16 protein-coding genes are annotated in these 17983 nt (G+C 66.2%); 6 read left to right on the top strand and 10 right to left on the bottom strand.

The features are described 5' to 3' along the window. Positions 1-77 precede the first annotated feature (77 nt). The gene (locus tag QM701_RS21075) at positions 78-968 is read right to left on the bottom strand and encodes an ABC transporter substrate-binding protein (protein ID WP_415168955.1); all 891 of its coding nucleotides are present in this window, start codon (positions 966-968) and stop codon (positions 78-80) included. A 461-nt stretch (positions 969-1429) separates the two neighbouring features. On the opposite strand from QM701_RS21075, the gene iolE reads away from it, so the two are divergent. The 5 genes from iolE (at position 1430) to QM701_RS21050 (ending at position 6983) form a co-directional block, all read left to right on the top strand. Further along, positions 1430-2326: a myo-inosose-2 dehydratase gene (iolE, locus tag QM701_RS21070; RefSeq protein ID WP_415168954.1), complete on the top strand. Its 897-nt coding sequence runs from the start codon at positions 1430-1432 to the stop codon at positions 2324-2326. A gap of 63 nt (positions 2327-2389) precedes the next feature. Beyond that, on the top strand, positions 2390-3928 hold the full coding sequence (locus QM701_RS21065) for a sugar ABC transporter ATP-binding protein (protein WP_415168953.1): 1539 nt from the start codon (positions 2390-2392) through the stop codon (positions 3926-3928). Continuing rightward, a complete protein-coding gene (locus tag QM701_RS21060) occupies positions 3903-4937 on the top strand; it encodes an ABC transporter permease (RefSeq protein ID WP_415168952.1) in 1035 nt (344 codons plus the stop codon). The genes QM701_RS21065 and QM701_RS21060 overlap by 26 nt, the downstream gene beginning before the upstream one ends. A 25-nt stretch (positions 4938-4962) precedes the next feature. Then, on the top strand, positions 4963-5961 hold the full coding sequence (locus tag QM701_RS21055) for a Gfo/Idh/MocA family protein (protein WP_415168951.1): 999 nt from the start codon (positions 4963-4965) through the stop codon (positions 5959-5961). 32 nt (positions 5962-5993) lie between these two features. Continuing rightward, entirely contained in the window at positions 5994-6983 is a 990-nt protein-coding gene (locus QM701_RS21050) for a sugar ABC transporter substrate-binding protein (RefSeq protein ID WP_415168950.1), read from the top strand. A gap of 101 nt (positions 6984-7084) precedes the next feature. On the opposite strand, the gene QM701_RS21045 is transcribed toward QM701_RS21050, so the two are convergent. From QM701_RS21045 to QM701_RS21035, 3 genes are all read right to left on the bottom strand, one after another. Continuing rightward, positions 7085-7438, bottom strand: coding sequence for a hypothetical protein (locus QM701_RS21045; RefSeq protein WP_415168949.1), 354 nt, complete (start codon positions 7436-7438; stop codon positions 7085-7087). Between the two features lie 139 nt (positions 7439-7577). Next, positions 7578-8084, bottom strand: coding sequence for a DUF1993 domain-containing protein (locus QM701_RS21040; protein WP_415168948.1), 507 nt, complete (start codon positions 8082-8084; stop codon positions 7578-7580). Between the two features lie 69 nt (positions 8085-8153). Beyond that, entirely contained in the window at positions 8154-9059 is a 906-nt protein-coding gene (locus QM701_RS21035) for a LysR family transcriptional regulator ArgP (protein WP_415168947.1), read from the bottom strand. 102 nt (positions 9060-9161) lie between these two features. Here QM701_RS21035 and QM701_RS21030 point away from each other — a divergent pair, with 102 nt between their 5' ends. Then, positions 9162-9764 carry a LysE/ArgO family amino acid transporter gene (locus QM701_RS21030; protein ID WP_415168946.1) on the top strand — a complete coding sequence of 201 codons (603 nt, stop codon included), beginning with the start codon at positions 9162-9164 and terminating at the stop codon, positions 9762-9764. 669 nt (positions 9765-10433) lie between these two features. Here the strand turns inward: QM701_RS21030 and QM701_RS21025 are convergent. The 6 genes from QM701_RS21025 to QM701_RS21000 form a co-directional block, all read right to left on the bottom strand. Beyond that, the gene (locus QM701_RS21025; RefSeq protein WP_415168945.1) at positions 10434-11627 is read right to left on the bottom strand and encodes a PilW family protein; all 1194 of its coding nucleotides are present in this window, start codon (positions 11625-11627) and stop codon (positions 10434-10436) included. A 16-nt stretch (positions 11628-11643) separates the two neighbouring features. Further along, complete coding sequence (locus QM701_RS21020; RefSeq protein ID WP_415168944.1) at positions 11644-12048, bottom strand: type IV pilus modification PilV family protein; 405 nt, start codon at positions 12046-12048, stop codon at positions 11644-11646. A 98-nt stretch (positions 12049-12146) separates the two neighbouring features. Continuing rightward, complete coding sequence (locus QM701_RS21015; RefSeq protein ID WP_415168943.1) at positions 12147-12737, bottom strand: GspH/FimT family pseudopilin; 591 nt, start codon at positions 12735-12737, stop codon at positions 12147-12149. Between the two features lie 8 nt (positions 12738-12745). Then, positions 12746-13201 (bottom strand): type IV pilin protein, encoded by a 456-nt coding sequence (locus tag QM701_RS21010; protein ID WP_415168942.1) that lies wholly within the window; start codon positions 13199-13201, stop codon positions 12746-12748. A gap of 20 nt (positions 13202-13221) precedes the next feature. Then, the gene (locus tag QM701_RS21005; RefSeq protein WP_415168941.1) at positions 13222-16989 is read right to left on the bottom strand and encodes a pilus assembly protein; all 3768 of its coding nucleotides are present in this window, start codon (positions 16987-16989) and stop codon (positions 13222-13224) included. A 29-nt stretch (positions 16990-17018) separates the two neighbouring features. Then, positions 17019-17696: a hypothetical protein gene (locus QM701_RS21000; protein ID WP_415168940.1), complete on the bottom strand. Its 678-nt coding sequence runs from the start codon at positions 17694-17696 to the stop codon at positions 17019-17021. Positions 17697-17983 lie beyond the last annotated feature (287 nt).

Here is a 17983-nt window from a genome sequence, read left to right as displayed (position 1 = left end):
CCGGGCGAGGCGGCGCCCCACCCGGCGTGCTGGTACGGACGGCGGCGGCCCTCACCCGCCGCCATCGTCTGCCTGTCTCAAAGACTGGTGTAGATGTCCTTGAACTTTTCGAGCCACTGGCGCTTGCTCTTGTTCACCACCTCGGTGTTGTCCTGGATCAGCTTGATCTTGGACAACGGCAGCAGGCCCTCTCCGGGCGGCACGTCCTTGCGCACCGAACGGCGGTTGAGATCCGCGGCGATCATCGTCTGCGTCTCCTTGCTGGACACGAAGTCGATGAACTTCTTGGCGTTCTCCAGGTTCTTGGCGCCCTTGATGATCGCCGTGCCGTCGGCCTTGGAGATGACGCCCTCACTCATGTAGACGATCTTCACCGGCGCCTTGGACTTGACGTAGGTCGCCGCGCCTTCCTCGAAGGTCAGGCCGACCGTGTACTCGCCGTCGGCCACGCCCTTGTAGACCGCCGACGACCCGGACAGCAGCTTGCCGCCGAGGTTCTTGGCCAGATCCTGCACGTAGCCCCAGCCCTTCTCCGGATCGCCCTTGCCCATGGCGTAGAGCATGTTGACGATGTGCTCGAACGACGAGGACGACTTGGACGGATCGGCGAAGGCGATCTTGCCTTTCAGCGCCGGGTTGAGCAGGTCCTGGTAGCCCTCGACCTTGATGTTGCCGATCAGCTTGGTGTTGACCATGATCACGCTGGGCACCAGCGTGAAGCCGGTCATCTTGTCGTCGGCGACCTTGGCCTCGTCAACCAGGGCGGACGCTTCCGGCGAACGGTAGGCCTCGAAGAACTTCTTCGACGGATCGAGCACCGACAGCGTGCCGCCCCACATCACATCGCCGAGCGGATTGGACGACTCGGCCTCGATGCGCTTGAGGAGTTCGCCGGTGCCGGCGGCGACGACTTCGGTCTGGATGCCCGTGGTGGCTTCGAACTTCTTGACGATCGGCTCGATGAACACCAGCGGATGCGGGCAGTCAGACGACCAGCTTCTTCGACGCCGTCTGCGCCTGCGACGCTCCGGCGAGGCCGACGGCGAGGACCGCGGCCAATACAGTCTTTGCAATTCCTTTCATGGTTCCTTCCCTCCGGCTGTTGATTGGTGCGTTATGAATGACGCAAGCGGATGGTAGGAGGTCCGCAACGGGACGTCCAATCAGATATCGTGATACCGGCTATCAGCTTTCAGAAGACTCCTATTTCGTTTCACGGCTGGACAGAACATTCTTTGCCGGCCGACAAATAGAAATTAATTTCTGTTCATACGCATCAAAAAAACCATATTTTCATGCGTTCGGCCGGCACTGCGGGGGATGGCCGCCGCTTCGGGAACGATCCGTCGCGCCTTGGGCGAGGCGGTTTTTGGAGGCCGTTTCCCGGCGACCATCAACGTCGGTTCTTCATCGAGGGAAGGGAATGATCATGGCGGGAAAAATAAAAGTCGGCGTGCATCCGATCAACTGGTGCAATGACGACATGCCGGACCTGGGCGACCACTACACGTTCGAGAACATCGTCGACGAAGCCGCGCAGGCCGGCTATGCCGGCATCGAACTCGGCCGGAAATTTCCCCGGGCGCCCGGCGTGCTGAGGGGCGAACTCGCCCGGCGGGGACTCCAACTGACCTCCGGCTGGTGCGACACCATGTTCGCCTGCCCGGAGCTGCGGGACGAGTACATGCGCGCCTTCGAGGAAAAGGCGCATTTCCTCAAGGAATCGGGCGCCGGCCTCATCGTCGCCGCCGAAGGCACGAACTCCTCGTGCTGGGACCCGCGGGAATATCGCGGCAGGAAAGGCGTCGCCAAGCTGAACGACGCCGAATGGAAATCGTTCTGCGCGGGCCTCGACGAGGCCGGCGCCTATTGCAACGACCTGGGCCTGCGTCTGGTGTATCACGTCCACACCGGCACCGCCGTCGAGACGCATGCGGAAACGCGGCGTCTGTGCGAGAACACCGCCCCCGAAAACGTCTCGATCCTCGCCGACACCGGCCACCTGCATCTGTGCGACGTGGACATTCCCCGGTTCTTCGAGGAATTCGCCGACCGCATCGGCTACGTGCACCTGAAGAACGTGCGCAAGATCGTGCATGACGTCTACCGCGACTACCAGCTCGATTTCAACTCGGCGGTGAAGTGCGGCATATTCACCGTCCCCGGCGACGGCGGCATCGATTTCAAGCCGATCTTCAAGCTGTTGAAAAAGAACGACTACGACGGCTGGGTCATCGTCGAGGCCGAACAATACCTCCCCTCGCCGCCGGCGCTGTACTTCGCGCAGCTGGCCAGAAACCACCTCGCCGAAATCCTGGGCGCCTGAGGACTTCGCCGCCGCGCGCCGGGCGTTCTCCCGGAGGCGCGCCGGCCCCGATTCGGAGGCTCGATGGCAAACAACGGTTCGTCCGACGTGCCGCTGCTGGAACTCATCGGCGTCAGGAAGGAATTCCCCGGCGTGGTCGCCCTCGACGGCGTCGACTTCCGCCTCGGCAAGGGCGAAATCCACATCCTGCTCGGCGAAAACGGCGCCGGCAAATCGACGCTCATAAAAAGCATCATCGGCGTGGTGAAGCCCGAACGCGGCGAGATCCGCTGGGACGGCCGGCCGATCGCCACCGAGACGATCGCCGAAGCGTACGACCGGGGCATCTCCGTCATTTTCCAGGAACTCAGCAACATCCCGTGCCTGAGCGTGGTCGAGAACATGTTCGTCGGCAGGGAGATCGCCCGGCACGGCTTCATCGACTGGCGGAGGCAGTACGCGGAGGCCAGGAACTGCCTGGCCCGGGTCGGCTGCCCGGTCGACCCGCGCGCGCTCTGCGAGCGCCTCGGCATGGGGCAGAAGCAGCTGGTCGAAATCGCCAAGGCCCTGCAGCGCAACGCCCGGCTGATCATCATGGACGAGCCGACGGCCTCGCTGAGCCGCAAGGAAATCGACCGGCTGCTCGAATTGATGCTCGATCTGAAGCAGGAAGGAATTTCCATCCTCTTCATCACGCACAAGCTGGACGAGGCGCAGAAGGTCGGCGACGTGGTGACCGTGCTGAAGGACGGCCGGAAAATCGGGCAGACCCTGCCGATGTCCGAGGTGGACGAGGACCTGATCATAAAAATGATGGTGGGCAGGACGCTGGAGGACAAATATCCGCCGTCGCGGGCGAGGATCAGCGGCGAGGTCTTCGCCGTCGACCGCCTGTCCGGCGGCGGCTTCGAGGACGTCTCCTTCGCGGTGCGCAGCGGCGAAATCCTCGGCGTTTTCGGTCTGGTCGGCGCCGGGCGGACGGAGGTCATGCGCGCCATTTTCGGGGCCGACCCGGCGCTTGCCGGGAACGTCGCGCTCGACGGCCGGCCCTTGGACATCGGCAGCCCGGCGGACGCCATCGCCGCGGGCATCGTGCTGGTGACCGAAAACAGGAAGGAGGAAGGCCTGGTGCTCTTCCACGACGTCGTCGAGAACGCGACCCTGCCGACCGTGGATAAATTCAGCAACGCCGCGTTTCTCCTGCGCGAACGGAAACGCCGCCAGAAAACCCTCGATTTCGGCCGGAAAATGAACCTGCGCCCGCTGCACGTGCACAAGAGCGCGATGCATTTCAGCGGCGGCAATCAGCAAAAAATCGTCATCGAGAAATGGGTGATGGCCAACGCGCGCGTCTACATCTTCGACGAGCCGACGAAAGGCGTCAACGTCGGGGCCAAGACCGAGATCTATTCGATCATGAACGATCTCGCCGCCGAGGGCGCGGCCATCGTCATGGTGTCGTCGGAGATGCAGGAAATCATCGGCATGAGCGACCGGGTGCTGGTGATGTACGAGGGCCGGGTGACCGGGCTCGTCGACAACAAGGAAGAACTGACCCACGAAAGACTGATGGTCCTGGGAACGGGAGGAAAAACCAATGGCAACGATCGCCCCGACGCCTGACGCGGCCGTCGCCGGCCCGCAGGCCGCCGACAGAATCCGGGACCTGCTGTCGAAAGCCGGGCCGCTGATCGCCCTGCTCGCGCTGTGCGTCTTCCTGAGCATCCGCACGCCGTCGTTCCTGACGGTCGACAATTTCATCAACATCATCCGCCAGGCGGCGAGCAGCTCGCTGGTCGCCATCGGCATGCTGCTCGCCATCCTGACCGGCGGCATCGACCTATCCGTCGGATCGACCATGGCGCTCTCGATGGTCGCCATGGGCATCGCCCTCCAGGCCGGCCTGCCGCCGCTGGCCTGCATCCTCATCTGCGTCGCCACGGGCGGCGCGCTGGGCCAGATCAACGGCCTGGCCCTGACCAAACTGAAGCTGCCGCATCCGTTCATCTCGACCATGGGCACGCAGAACATCTACCGGGGCCTGTGCCTCATCCTGACCGCCGGCACGCCGATCTCCGGCATGCCCGACGCGGTCAAGTGGATGGGCTCCGCGCACGTCGGCATCGTCCCGGTCAGTCTGCTGTTCGTCATCGTCCTGTACGTCGTCTTCGGCATCTTCCTCGGGCACTCGCCGCTCGGGCGCCGGATCTACGCGGTGGGCGGCAACCGCGAAACCGCGCGCCTGGCGGGCGTCAACGTGGACTTCACCCTGTGCGCGGTGTACGGCCTGAGCGGCCTGATGTGCGGCTTCGCCGGCCTGATCCTGGCGGGCCGCGTCGATGCCGTCTACCCGATGGCCGGCGTCGTCTGGGAAAGCGACGCGATCGCCGCCGTGATCATCGGCGGCGCCTCCTTCTTCGGCGGCCGGGGCACCATCGCCGGCACTTTCACCGGCGTCATCCTCATCGCCGTCCTGCGCAACGGACTCAACCTGCTGAGGATCACGCCGGACTGGCAAACCGTCATCCTGGGAGCGGTCATCATCCTCGCCGTGTTTCTCGACGTGGTCAGGAACGGGGACTTCAAGCGGATCAAGCGGCGCGCCCCGGCGCCGAACCAGGCAGCCGCCTGATCATTCACCGGAAAGGAACAACGAAATGCCAAAGAAAATCTCGGTCGCCATCGTCGGTTCGGGCGTGATGGGCGGCATCCACGGTAAGATCGCGCAGCAAAGCGGCGCGGCCAGCGTCAACTACGTCGTTGATGCGGACCTCGCCAAGGCGCAGAAGTGCGCCGACCTCCACCGCGCGACCGCGCTGCGGTCGATCGGCGAGCTGGCGGGGAAGAACGTCAACCTGGCCTTCGTCTGCGTGCCCAACAACCACCACGCCAGGGTGGCGATCGAACTCCTCAACCTGAAACTCGACGTGTTCTGCGAAAAGCCGCTGGCCACCAGCGCCGCAGATGCCCGGCTCATGATCGAGGCGGCACAGGTGAACGACAGGCGGCTCTTCGTCGGGCACAACCGGCGCTTCGCGCCGGTATACCTGGCGGCGAAGGAGGCGGTACGCGGCAAGTACTTTTCGCCGCAGAGCATCAACATGATCCAGAACGACGGCGACATGGGCGGCGAAGGCAGCCTCTGGGCGGCGAATTTCGCGCAACTGGGCGGTTTCCTCTACGACACGACGATCCACTTCCTGGACATGGCCGAGTTCCTGCTCGGGCCGATCGCCAGCATTTCCGCCCTGTCCCGGTCGTGCTGCTATCCGGTCAACGACAACTTCACCATTCACATGCAATTCAGGGACAGCGGCAGCGGGGTCATCTCCAGCTGCGGCCATGCCTCATGGATCTTCCCGTTCGAGCGCGTGCAAGTCGTCGGCGATCACCAGGCGGTGATCACGGAGGAGCTCGACGAGTATCGCCACTGCCCCGGCTTGTCGCGCGCCATCGACGGGAAGACGTATGCCAAGCTGGCGTTCGAGGAGAAGTGGGGCTACGTCGCCATGCACACGCACATGTACGACGCCCTCGCCTCGGGCGGCAAGGCGATCCACGACGCCCGCATCGGCCTGCGCGCCGTCGAACTGGTCGAGGCGTGCCAGAAGAGCGCGACAAGCCAGGGCGCATTCATCGACGTCGCGCCCGCGTAACGCGCCAACCATCAATCCTGGAGGGAACGAACATGGGAATCGGCAAAAAACCGTTGTACATGGCGACGGCCGCCGCCTTGCTCGCCGCCGTCGCCGCCTGCGGCTCGGGCGAAGGCACCGGCGCGAAAACGCAGGACGGCGCCGCGAAGGCGCCGCGGACGTCCATTTCCGCCGTTCTGACCGCGCTGAACAGCGATTACTGGCACATGGTCGAGTCGGGCATCAGGAAAGGCGGCAAGGCGTTCGACGCCGACGTCTCGATCACGGCGACGACGAGCGAATCCGACGTCACCGGCCAGATTTCGATGATCGAGGACCAGATCACCGCCGGCGCCCACGCCCTGATCATCGCGCCGGCCGACACCAAGGCGATTCTCCCCGTCCTGCGCAAGGCCCGGGACAAGAACATCAAGGTCGTCCTGATCGACATGGATCTGGACCCGCAGAATCGCAGCCTGCGCGCTTCGTTCATCGGCACGTCCGAATACCAGGCCGGCCAGGAAGTCGGGAAATACGTGGTCGAGCATTTCAAGCCCACGGAAATCGCGATCATCCGCGGGCTGGCCGGCATCCCGGCCCATGACGCCCGCGCCAACGGCATGCGCGACGTGGTCGTCCGCAGCGGCTTTGCCGTAGTGACCGAGCAGCCCGCCGACTCGGAGCGGGGCAAGGCGGTCAATGTCGCCGAGAACATTCTGGAGTCGTCGCCGAACGTCAAGCTGATTTACGCGACGAACGACGAAATGGCCCTGGGCGCCTATCAGGCGGTCGAAGGGAAGAAGCGGCGGAACGACGTGTTCGTGATCGGCTTCGACGGTTCGCCCGACGCGGTGAAATCGATCAAGGACGGCAAGCTGGGCGCGACCCTCGCCCAGCAGCCGGTCCAGATGGGCTATCTGGCCGTCGAGGCGCTGACCCGGATCGCCGCGGGCGCGCTGGTGGAAAGCGAGATCAACACGCCCACGAAAATGGTCGATAAGGCCAACGTCGGCGAGTTCGAGAAAGAGCTTTCCGCCCAGTAGGAAAATGTCGAAAGACCGGGACGGCCGTAGCCGCCGCGACGGGCGGCGAACGGCGTCCTCGGGCGGCTTTCAGGCGCCCATCGCGCCTGCGTGAGCCGGGGTCAGCGGCTGGAGCGCCGGCTGAAGAAGCCGTCCGCCTCGCTGTCCACCGCGCTGCTCGACCAGCCGCCCCGTTCCTGCATTTCCCCGGATTGCAACGCGCCGTGGAGCATCGACAGGCGGAACAGTTCGCTCGCCACGTCGTCGGGGAAGCCCTGCCGGTCGGCGCGGTCGGCCACCAGCAGGCCGTTCAGGTAGGCCTCCGCCTCGGGCCGGCCCCACAGCTCGACCAGCCTGGCCAGAATGCGCGGAAAACGCTGTTCGATCCGGTGCGGGTAGGCATCGGCCTTCCCGCCGAGATTGGCCAGCATCCGCTCCCGGAGCGCCGCAATATCGAAGCTGCCTGTGTCATCCATTTTTCCCTCCTCGTGACGGGAACCGCATGAACACCGGAAATACCGGCCATCGGACCACAGCCGGCAGGCCGGCGACGGCATCTTCTCGACCCCGATCCCGGCGGCGAGTTCCTGGATGCCGCAGCCGCCCGCCCGCGCGTCAGCCGGCGAGAAAATCGCGCTTGCCGATATCCACGCCGTTCGCGCGCAGGATGTCGTAGGCCGTCACCACGTGGAAATAGAAATTCGGCAGCGCGAACCCCAGCAGGTAGTCCACGCCCTTGAACTTCAGATCGCCGCGGCTGCTGGTCGGGTAGACAATGTCGCGCTCCTCGCTGCCGTCGATCTGCGCCGCCGTGAACGTTTCGACGAAGGAAATGGTCTTGGCGATGCGCGCCTGCAGCTCTTCGATCGTCTGCTCGTCGTCCTCGTGTTTCGGCACGTCAACGCCCGCTAGGCGGGCGACGGCGCCCTTGGCATGATCGCAGGCGATCTGCACCTGCCGGCTCAGCGGAAACATGTCGGCGATCAGCCGCGACGCGGGCAGCACGTCGGCGGCGATCTTGTGCGCTTCCGCGTGCGCCCGCCCCTTGTCGAGAATCGCGCTCAGGTTCTTGAGCAGGCGCACGAAAACGGGGACGCTGGACTGGTACATGGAAAGGGTCATGGTTTTCCTCCTCTGAAAAGAAAGGCTCATTGTGGCACCGCCGCCGGTGCCGATCCAGCTCCGGCGCGCTCAGGCGGCGTCCGCCAGCAGCGCCACTGCCGCGGCCCGCCGGACGGCCTGCGTCAGGGTTTTCAGGATCGGTGAATCGAGCCGCCAGCAATGCCAGTAGAGCGGCACGTCGAGGCATCCGCCGGGCACGATCTCGACGACACGGCCCACGGTGAGCGCGTCGCGCGCCAGGAGCGCCGGCACCATACCCCAGCCGATGCCGCGCCGGGCGGCTTCGAGGAAGCCATGCACGGAGGGCAGGAAATGCGTCGGCGGTTCCGCCGCCACCCCCGCGCACAGCGCCAGGAAGCGGGCCTGCAGGGCGTCCTTGGCGTTGAACACCAGCATCGGCGCCGCCGCCAGCGCCGCGTCGAGCGGGCGCCCGGCCAGATACCGCCGCACGTACTCCGGCGAGGCCAGCGCCAGATAGCGCATCACGCCCAGCGCTTCCACCCGGCATCCCTGGACCAGCGCCGGACTCGAACTCACCGCCGCCATCACCGTCCCTTCGCGCAGCAGGCGTGCCGAGTGATCCTGATCCTCGACGCGGACGTCGAGGACCACGCCGCCGTCGCCGGACAGATCGTCGAACACCGACAGGAACCAGGTTTCCAGCGAATCGGCATTGACCACCACCGGCAGGCGGACCGCCGGCGCCTCGCCCTCGCCGCCCAGGCCCATGTCGCGCAGCACGTCGTTTTCCAGCAGCGCGACCTGCCCCGCGAAGCGGGCGAGATGCCGGCCGGCGGCGGTGGCCTGGCACGGCGTGCCACGCTGGAGCAGGATCTGGCCCAGCCGTTCTTCCAGCAGGCGGATGCGCTGGCTGACCGCCGAGGTGGTCACGTGCAGGCGGCGCGCCGCGCCTTCGAAGCTGCCTTCGGCGAGCACGGCGGCGAATGCCGCCAGTTGGGCATTGTCGATCTTCATCGTTTAGAAAATCTGAAGGGTATTTACATACTTTAGATTATCTATCGAAAGCGCGGCGGTTATCCTGAACGCCCATGCCTGACCGGCCACCAAAAAAACTCCATGAACGCCCCCGTACTCGCCGGATTCCTGACCGGCCTGTCGCTAATCGTCGCGATCGGCGCGCAGAACGTCTTCGTGCTCCGCCAGGGACTGCTGCGCCAGTACCGCCTGACCGTCGCTGCGATCTGCGCCGGCGCCGACGCGCTGCTGATCGTCATCGGCATCCAGGGCGTCGGCGCCGCCCTCGCCGGTTTTCCCGAGCTGATCGCCGCCACCCGCTACGGCGGCGCGCTGTTCCTCGCCGTCTACGGCGGCCTCGCCGCGCGGCGCGCGTGGCACGGCCATTCGCTGCACGCCGGGAACGGCGCCGTGCTGCCCTACGCAAACGCGGTCGCGCTCTGCCTCGCGCTGACCTTCCTCAACCCGCACGTTTACCTCGACACCGTCGTCCTGCTCGGCGCCCTGGCCAGCCGGCACGGCGCCTCGGGCCGCTGGCAATTCGGCGGCGGCGCGGCGCTGGCCAGCCTGTCGTGGTTTTTCCTGCTGGCCTACGGCGCCGGCCGGCTGCAACCGCTGTTCGCCCGGCCGCTGGCGTGGCGCGTGCTGGACGGCGCCGTCGCCGTGATCATGGGCGCCCTGGCCTACGGCCTGCTGCGCGGCTGACGCGGCGCGGCGAAGCATGATTTCTTCCACGCACTCTTGCAGTCGCCGTCAACGCGCCTCGCCCGCGTCCCGGCATCCGCCGGCTCCTGACAGGACCAGTTCGAAAGGAACCGCCGCATCGACGGCCCTGCCGCCCTGAAAGGCCGGCCGGAACGGCGTGCGACGGACGATCGCCGCGATGGCCGCCGTTTCGGGCGGCGGGAACGACGATTCGTTCTACGCGCACATTCCGCAGCCGGCCGTGCCGCGTGACCCACAGATCGAAACGGATGCGCCCGCAGGGACATTCGACCGCGCCGTCCAGATCGATGCCCCGCCAGGGGTAAGGCAACGAATCGGGCGCGGCGCCTCCTGCTCGGGGGGCCGCCCGCCCCTCGTCCCGGCGCGACGTGACACCCGGCGGAGGCGACGAACGCCGCGCTTCCGCCGTGGCCGGCCGGCCCACGGCCGGAGGCGGCGCCACGCCCCGCGCCCGCGGATCGGCGCCGGCCGCAACGGGCGCCGGCGCGAACGAGACAACCAGGGAAGCCGCCACGGAAGCAGCGGCGCCGTCGCCGGCGGCAGGCCACGGCACCGGGCGATGCGTCCAGGCCAGGACGCCCGCGTGCGCGCACAGCGAAACGGCAAAGGCAACCCCAAGCCCGGACGGGCGTTTCCCGCCTGCCAACTTCAACACCCGGACAATGCGCCCTTCCAGACCATGTTGCGCAGCGGCACCACGGATTCGACGACCTTGTAGCGGTAGTACTGCCAGTCGGCGAGACCGTCCATGGGGAAAGTACCGCCTTGCCAGGTCGGCGCGGCGGCGGTGACGGCCGCCTTGTCGGGGTTGCCGTTGCGGGCCAGCAGCCCGATGCGCACGGCGGCGACCCGCGCGATGAGGCACTGCTCGGTTTTGCCGGCCAGTTCGCTCGGCGCCGTGCCGCTGTAGCTATCGACATAACCGTCGGCCGCCGTCGTGGTGTCCCATCCGTACGAGGCCTTGAAGCCCACGATATGGGCCGCGAGCCTGGACCAGTTGCCGGACGCGGTGCAATCGGTCGTCAGCAGGTTGCAGTAGGTGAGGCTGTGGTCGCGTACCGCGTAGGCCATGATCTTCGGCGCATTGCCCAGGTTGCCGAGGACTGCCGAATAATCCGACGACGAGTAGGCCACCGGCGCCGTGGCCGGGTTGTACGGCGAGGTGGCCGCCGCGCAGCCCGCATACGGATTCAGGAACGAGTCGGTGGCAACCTTGACCACGCTCGCATTCCCGGCAACGGTCTGGTTGCACACGGTCGTATCGCCCGGCAGCGCGGATACCTGCATCAGCGCGCAATCCTTGCCCGACTCGGCGGCGATGACCAGATCGCCCACCTGGAACCCCACCCGGTTCTTGACCACATAGCCGGCGTAGTTCTCGTTGTCCGCCAGGTCGTTGAAGCCGACCGCCTCGGCGGCCGTGTTGGCATTGCCGCCGACGACCAGCAGGATGTCGGTGCCGCTGTCGCCGGCGGGCAGGACCGTGCCGGACGACACGGTCGCCGCCGTTCCGGACGGGAAAATGGTCACCGGCGCCAGCCGGTCGATGGCCAGGCTCGCCGGGTTGCGCGCCGTGTTGTAGGTATGCAGCTTGCAGCCCAGGAAGTCGTCGCCGGTCATGCCGTAGCCGGCGAAACGCAACTCGCGCGACAGCGAGAACAGCGCGATCGCGCCGTTGCTCTGCGCGTCGCCGCCACCGCTGACGTTGCGCCTGGCCGTCTCGGCGTTGGCGAACAGATTGAGCATGATCACCGTGGCGATCAAGGCCACCAGCATGCCGACCAGCAGCTCGGTCAGGGAGAATCCGGACTGGCCGGCGGGTGTGGCGGATCGGCGCGGCATTGTTGGCTCCCCGGCCTCAGCGAATCCGGCTGACGGCCGTGTAGTTGTGGGTTTTTGCGCTGCCGGGCGGCTGCCAATACACGACGACGGTCACCGTTGACCGGCTGGCATCCGCACCGTCCGCCTCGACCGCCACCGAGGGCGCATGGCCGGAAGCTCCGGGCAGCGCGCTCGTCACCCGCGCGGCCCACGCCGCATAGCCGGCGGCCGACTTGCCATTGGCTGAAGCGTACTTGGCCGCCAGGGTGGCCGTCGCATGGTTTTCCGACCACATCTGGCTGATCAGCTGCTCGGTCAGGTTGGCGGCGTCGATGCGGTACTTGGCGTCGCTGATGTGCTGCAGGGAGGTCGCCTGCAGGCCGACGAGCCCGAGCACGCCGAGGGAAAAGACGAGAATCGCCACCATGGCCTCGATCAGCACGACGCCGCGTTCCCCCGATCGCGGCGCGGTACCGCCAGACCGGCGGCCGCGCCGGTTTGGCGGCCTGGAACCCGGCCGTCGGCCGGCGATGTTCGGACTCAGCATTTTCTCGGATCGCCCCCGGAGGTCACCGCCGGGTCGCACAGGCGTATCTCGCCGCCCGGCGCGGTGACGACGACGTTCAGGCAGCGCACGCCGGCGGCGTCCTTGGCGCACTGGCCGCTGCCGCCGGCGGAGACCAGGAAGGTCGCGTCGGCCGTTCCCCGCGCCAGGCCGTCGAAGCTCACCGTGGCCCGCGTGGCGTTGATCGTCACGGCGGTGCCGGACCCCGCGGCCTCGGCGCCGGGCCGGGACTGGATCACGCCGGTTGACGCGCCGGGCTCGGGGCACGAGTTGGCGACCGGATCGACCGTGCTGATGATCCAGTTCCACTGGCCGACGTCGCTCGACGTGGCGATCAGCGCGCATCCGGAGGCCAGGCTGCTGACCATCGAAAAACGTACCGTCGTGTTGCGCTTGATCGCCTCCGCCTTGGCCAGCTGCAGCCCGGCCAGGATCGATTCGGCGCCTGCGCGCACGCGCTGGTTGCGCAGCCACTGGCCGAAGCCGGGCACCGCCAGCGTCAGCAGGACCGCCAGGACGGTCAGCGTCACGGCGATCTCGACCAGGGTGAATCCGCGCGGCTTCATCGGCCGTCCTAGCAACTGCCCGACTGGGCGTTCACCCAGCAGTTTCCGGATGGCAGGCTCCAGCCCGCGGGAACGCTGACCGTCTTGTGCACGTTGTCCTGGTCGACGGTGAACACCAGCCCGCTCAGCGACGTATCGCTGCCCGTCGCGGTCAAGGTGAAGGTCGACGCCGTGGCGACGCAGGCGTAGGCAAAATACTTGCCGCTCGCGGCGGTCGCGCCGCATGCCGTCCCGTCGGAATCCAGGTAGGTGCGGCTGTCCTGGAACCATTGCTCCATGCGCACGCGGTACGCGGACAGTTCGGAGAACGCCTCCACGAGCTTGCCGCGCGCCACGTAGCGCCCGTAGCTCGGGAGCGCGACGGCGGCCAGGATGGCGATGATGGCCACCACGATCATTACCTCGATCAGGGTGAATCCTTTTTCATCCGCGCGCGGCGGCCCCGAATGCCATGCGGTTTTCATCGTCGCTCCCGACCGTATCTTCAATCGTTGATCAGTTCGCGCCAGAGAATCCGGCGTACGCTGCCGGACCCCGACGAGACCGGCACCGAGGAGGTCACCGTCGAACCGCCGGACAGGCGCGTCAGCGATACGACGCTGCCTGAAGGCAGAATGACCAGTTCGGCGCGCGTGGACAGTTCGTTGCCCAGTTTCTGGCCGACGTAAGTCGTCTCGCCGACGTACGATCCGCTGGTGTAGTCGAGGTAGTAGATCCAGCTCTCGCCGCCGATGGTGCAGGCGCTCGAGTTGGGAATGTTGGTCGTGAACACCAGGGTGCCGAGTGCCAGCGTCGGATCGGTGTTCGCCCGCTCCCCGCTGTCCGGCAGATCCAGGAACCAGCCGATGTTCGACGCCCAATCGACCGCATTCTTGGTCACCGTGCGGATCGACGCGCCGGAGGAATCCGTTCCCGAACTCACCGTCTGCTTGACGATATCCGTGCGTCCGCGCACTACGCCCCAGTCGTCGGTGGCGAGGGTGTCCTTGATGGCGTAGAAACTCTGCGTCGAAGTGTCGGTGACGTCGGTCGTCCCGAGGTATTTGCCGGTGCCGACGAAAACGCCCGCATAAAGATTGTCCACCAGCCCCAGCTCGGGCTTGGCCATGACCGGCTGGCGGTTGCCGGAAGCATCGGCCAGGGTCGCCAGATGCTGTGCGTCATATCCGGCAGCGCCGAGGCTATCGTTGATGTCGAAGCGCCACAGGTTGCCGAACAGGTCGCCGCCATAGACGCGCAGCGCGGTGTTGTCGGTCGACGTGTCGTCGGCCCAGGCGTTGATCCGGGTGAGGCCGCTCGGGCACGGCGCCGTGCTGCAGGCGCCGCTGACCGTCGAGGTGCTGCCGGCCCCGGTCGCCAGCTTGCCGGCCGAGGTCGTCCCCGACACGGCGGACAGCATCGCCCCGGTATAGGCCTGCAGGACGAACAGGTAGCCGCCGCCGGTCCCGGGATTGACGTTGTTGTATCCCGACGCCAGCAGCACGACCCAGGTGCCGTCGCCGTTCTTGGTGATGATCGGGTTGCCGTAGCTGTAGCCGAGGTCGGCGTCGGTCGTATAGCCCTCGCCCTTGCCCGTATCGTGGGTGAACTCCCAGAGCGCCTTCGGGGACGCCGGATCGGTAACGTCCAGCGCGTAATAGCCGCGGCCGCCGCCGTTGAGCCCGCCGACCAGGATGGTACGCCACTCGGGCGAGGAACCGGTGCAACCGGAAACGCAGACGTCGCCGATGACGACGGTCCCATCGACGAAGAAAGCGTGGTTGTTCGCGTAGTTCGTGTCCGCCAGCTTGTGGAGATTGGGCAGCACCAGGGACGGAATGTAGGCCCACGCCTCCTGCCCGGTCGAGGCATTGAAGGCGTGCAGCATGCCGTCGTTGGCGCCGACGTAGACCATCGCCGTGCGCGAGGCGTTGTTCGACTTGAAATCGCCATAGCCCGAGTCGGTGTAGCTGAACTGCGGCTTTTTCACGTACACGGTCTCGGACGAGACGATGTCGCCGAGGATGTGGTCGCGCGCGCGGTACAGCGTGCCTTCGTAGCCGCGCCGGCCGCGCAGGTAATTGACCAGGTTCTCGCCGGCGGCGGCCGTCTTGTTGGCTGTCGACAGGTCCGCGTACTGGCTGAGCGAGGAGACCGCCGAAGTGCCGAAGTGGGCCTGTTCCGCGCTGGTCAGGTTGCCCCAGGCGAAGGACTTGAGCCTGTTGCTCCCGTAGGCGTTCGCCGGATCGTAGGTGTAGATCGTGCGCGAATCGGTGGCCGCGGCGGTCCTGGCGTCCAGCAGCCATTTCGCCGACCAGTCGCACTCCGAGGATGTGCAGGGGTCCGATTTGATGGTGGCGACGGTCCCGGTGGAGAGATCGATGGTCTGGCGGACGAGTTCGCCGTACCAGGACTGGCTGACGAAGGTGGTGCTGAACACGTAGTCGTCGCCGGTCGTGACATTCGGATTGCTGGTCGTGGCGGACGCCGCGGAACCGACGCGGGCGCTCACGCCGGACAGCGCGCCCGACAGCCCCTTGGACAGCGCGCCCGGATCGGTGGCGCTGTAGTAGGTGCCCCTGCCGTTGACCGCGGCATGCCACAGATCGTCGATGTTCTCTTCCGCGTTGGACGCGGGCGTGGGCCAGTTGCAGGTGCCGCCGGAGGATACCCATGAACAGGGCGAGCCGTCCGCGGAATTGACCGTGCCCTTGTAGACGTTGAAATAGTCGCCCGCGGTATCACTCTCGTACGAGGCGGAGTAGATCATGCGCCCGTACGCCCCGAGGCCGAGCGTGAAGGTGGTCATGTGCTGCCAGGCCGCCGAGTCCTTGGTCGTGCCGGGAACGTTGTTCTTCGCCACGTTGACCCCGAGCACGCCCGTCTCGTTGCCGTTGTCGCTGCTGCGCAGATCGGTCGCGTAATAGTAGTAGGCGACGTCGGCCATCGAGTTGGAAACGCCCGAGGTCGTTGTCGAACTCGACGTCTTCGGATAGCCGTCCGCCGTTCCCGACACGGAGACGGGCAAGGCGCTGGACGAGGAGGAGCAGCCTTCGTAGTTGGCGTCGGCGCTCGCCGACGACGTCTTCTCGCTGGTCACCACCCCGTTGGTGGTCACCGTCACGGTGGTGACGGTCGTGGTCGTTTCGACGATTCTTTTCTTCGACGTGCTGCAGCTGGCATACGTGTACGTCTTCGTATAGGTCTTGTTCGTCGTCGTCACCACCGTGGTCGTGGCCGAACCGTCGAAATAGGGCCGTGCCGCCCCGCCGTCCTGGTTGCCGACGTTGGTGCTGCCGTCCAGCTTGGTCCCGGCGCCGCCGTTGTAGCAGCCGGCGCTGCCGTTGTTGCACGATCCGCTGTTCCAGAACCCGTCGCTGGCCATGATGGCGAAGTTCTGCTGGCACGAGTACTGCATCGGATCGACCACCGAGACCGAGTTGTAGCTGGAAATCTTGTTGGCGAAGATGCGGCCGGCGATCGCCAGCGCCGAGCGCGTCGGCGTGCTGCCGTTGGCCGTCGCCGCATAGAGCTTGGCGTACCACGCCTTCTTCTGGGTCGAGTCGAAATCGGCGATGTTCAGCAGGTCGCTGCCGCCGTTGTTGTTGATGGTCATGAAGCCCAGGCGATAGCGGTTGTCGATGCCGGCGAAGGCCAGCCCGGTCGCCGTCTTCATGGCCAGCATCCGTGTCCGGTAGTAGCTGTACCAGTTGGCGTAGTTGGTTTTCTGCGTCGCAGTCAGCGTGCTGACCAGCACCTTGGTGAATACCGCGGACGCCTTGGACGTTGACGTATTGCATTCCTGGTAGAACGTGCTGCCGGTGTCGTAATACGTCTTCTGCGCGGCCGAGGTCTGGGCGCCGGAATAGACGTAGTAGTAATCGCTGCTCAGGTTGGTGGTGCCCGAGGATTGGCTGTAGCCATCCTTCCAGGCGGCCGAGACGGACGCATTGGCATAGCTGGTGCCCTGGTAATCCACCGGCGGCGTGTAGGTGATTTCGGGGTTGTAGGCCAGGCCGTTGCACTGGCTGCCGTAATAGCCGTATTTTCCCGAGAAGTTCGCGGCCACGTCGGGCATGTAGGCGTCGGCCATGCTGCCCGAATCGTCGAGCACGAACATCACGTTGGGCTTCACCGAGGTGGTGGACGAGGTCACCATGGGCGCCGTGGCCAGATCGGTGGCGCCGGCGATCGCCCAGGCCGGCAGGAGCGCGCAGAGCCAGAGCGGAATCCGGCGTGTTCTGCGGAGGACGGGATGCGGGAGGCTGAGCATGTCGATTCCTTGCCGTGAGTCCTGCGGGTCTAGAGCGCGACGACGGCCTGGGTGTAGGTCACCGTGTCCCGGGGCCCGTCCACGCGCACCGTGATGCGGTAATACACCTGCGAAGAGGCGGTGAGGGTGAGTTTCCCGGCCCCCTTGGAACTGTTCGAGGACGAGGACGCGGAAACCGCCTGGAAACAGCCGCTGGCCGTATCCGTGGCGGCCCCGGCGGACAGGCACAGGCGCTGGACGAGATATGCCGACTTGTTGCCCGCCGCGTCGGCCGTCTGCGCTGAAGGGGTCGAATGGCAGGTGGCCGCCGGCGGGTTGCCGGACCAGGAAATCCAGCATTTGTACCCGGTCGGCAGGCTGGCCGTGTCGTTCCAGTAGGCGTCCCAGGTCTGGCCGGCCTTGATGTTCGGCCCGTTCCGGTCGTAGGACGCCAGGTAGCCGTCGCCCGTGCTGTCGGCCTCCAGCCCCCCGCTACTCTGCTTGCTCAGCCAGGCGATCGCCGCTTCGATCGCCAGATCGCCGGAAGCGATGCCGTTCTGCTTGTATCCCAGGTTGGCCGCCACCAGCGTGGCGCTGTCCGTCGCGCGCATCATGGCGAGCGCCCCGATGGTCATGACGGCCAGGAACACCAGCACGATCAGCAGCACCATCCCGCTCTGGCCGCCGGCCGGGCGGCTGGGGAAAACCAGGCCGCCTTTGCCGCGCATCGCCGCCGGGATCTCGAAGAGGCGGACAGGATTGATGAAAATGACAAAGATGGCGGCCTCCGGCCCGACGTATCAGGAACGACGGCATCATCTGTCTTTCTTCTGTTAATTTCATCGACGATCCGGTAAATCCTGATCAAGTCGTGGCACCGCGCGTCATGCGCGGCCCGGCCTTTACGGGCTGGCGGCCGCGCGCTGGCCGGGGTGGGCGTCGAGTCCGTGCGGGACGGCGATATTCAGCCCTCATGATCGCGCCGACGCCGGACACGGTCGCCAACGTGCTGGCC

Source organism: Propionivibrio sp., from assembly GCF_047602565.1.
Classification (GTDB): domain Bacteria; phylum Pseudomonadota; class Gammaproteobacteria; order Burkholderiales; family Rhodocyclaceae; genus Propionivibrio.
This window is presented reverse-complemented; position numbering and strand designations above follow the sequence as displayed.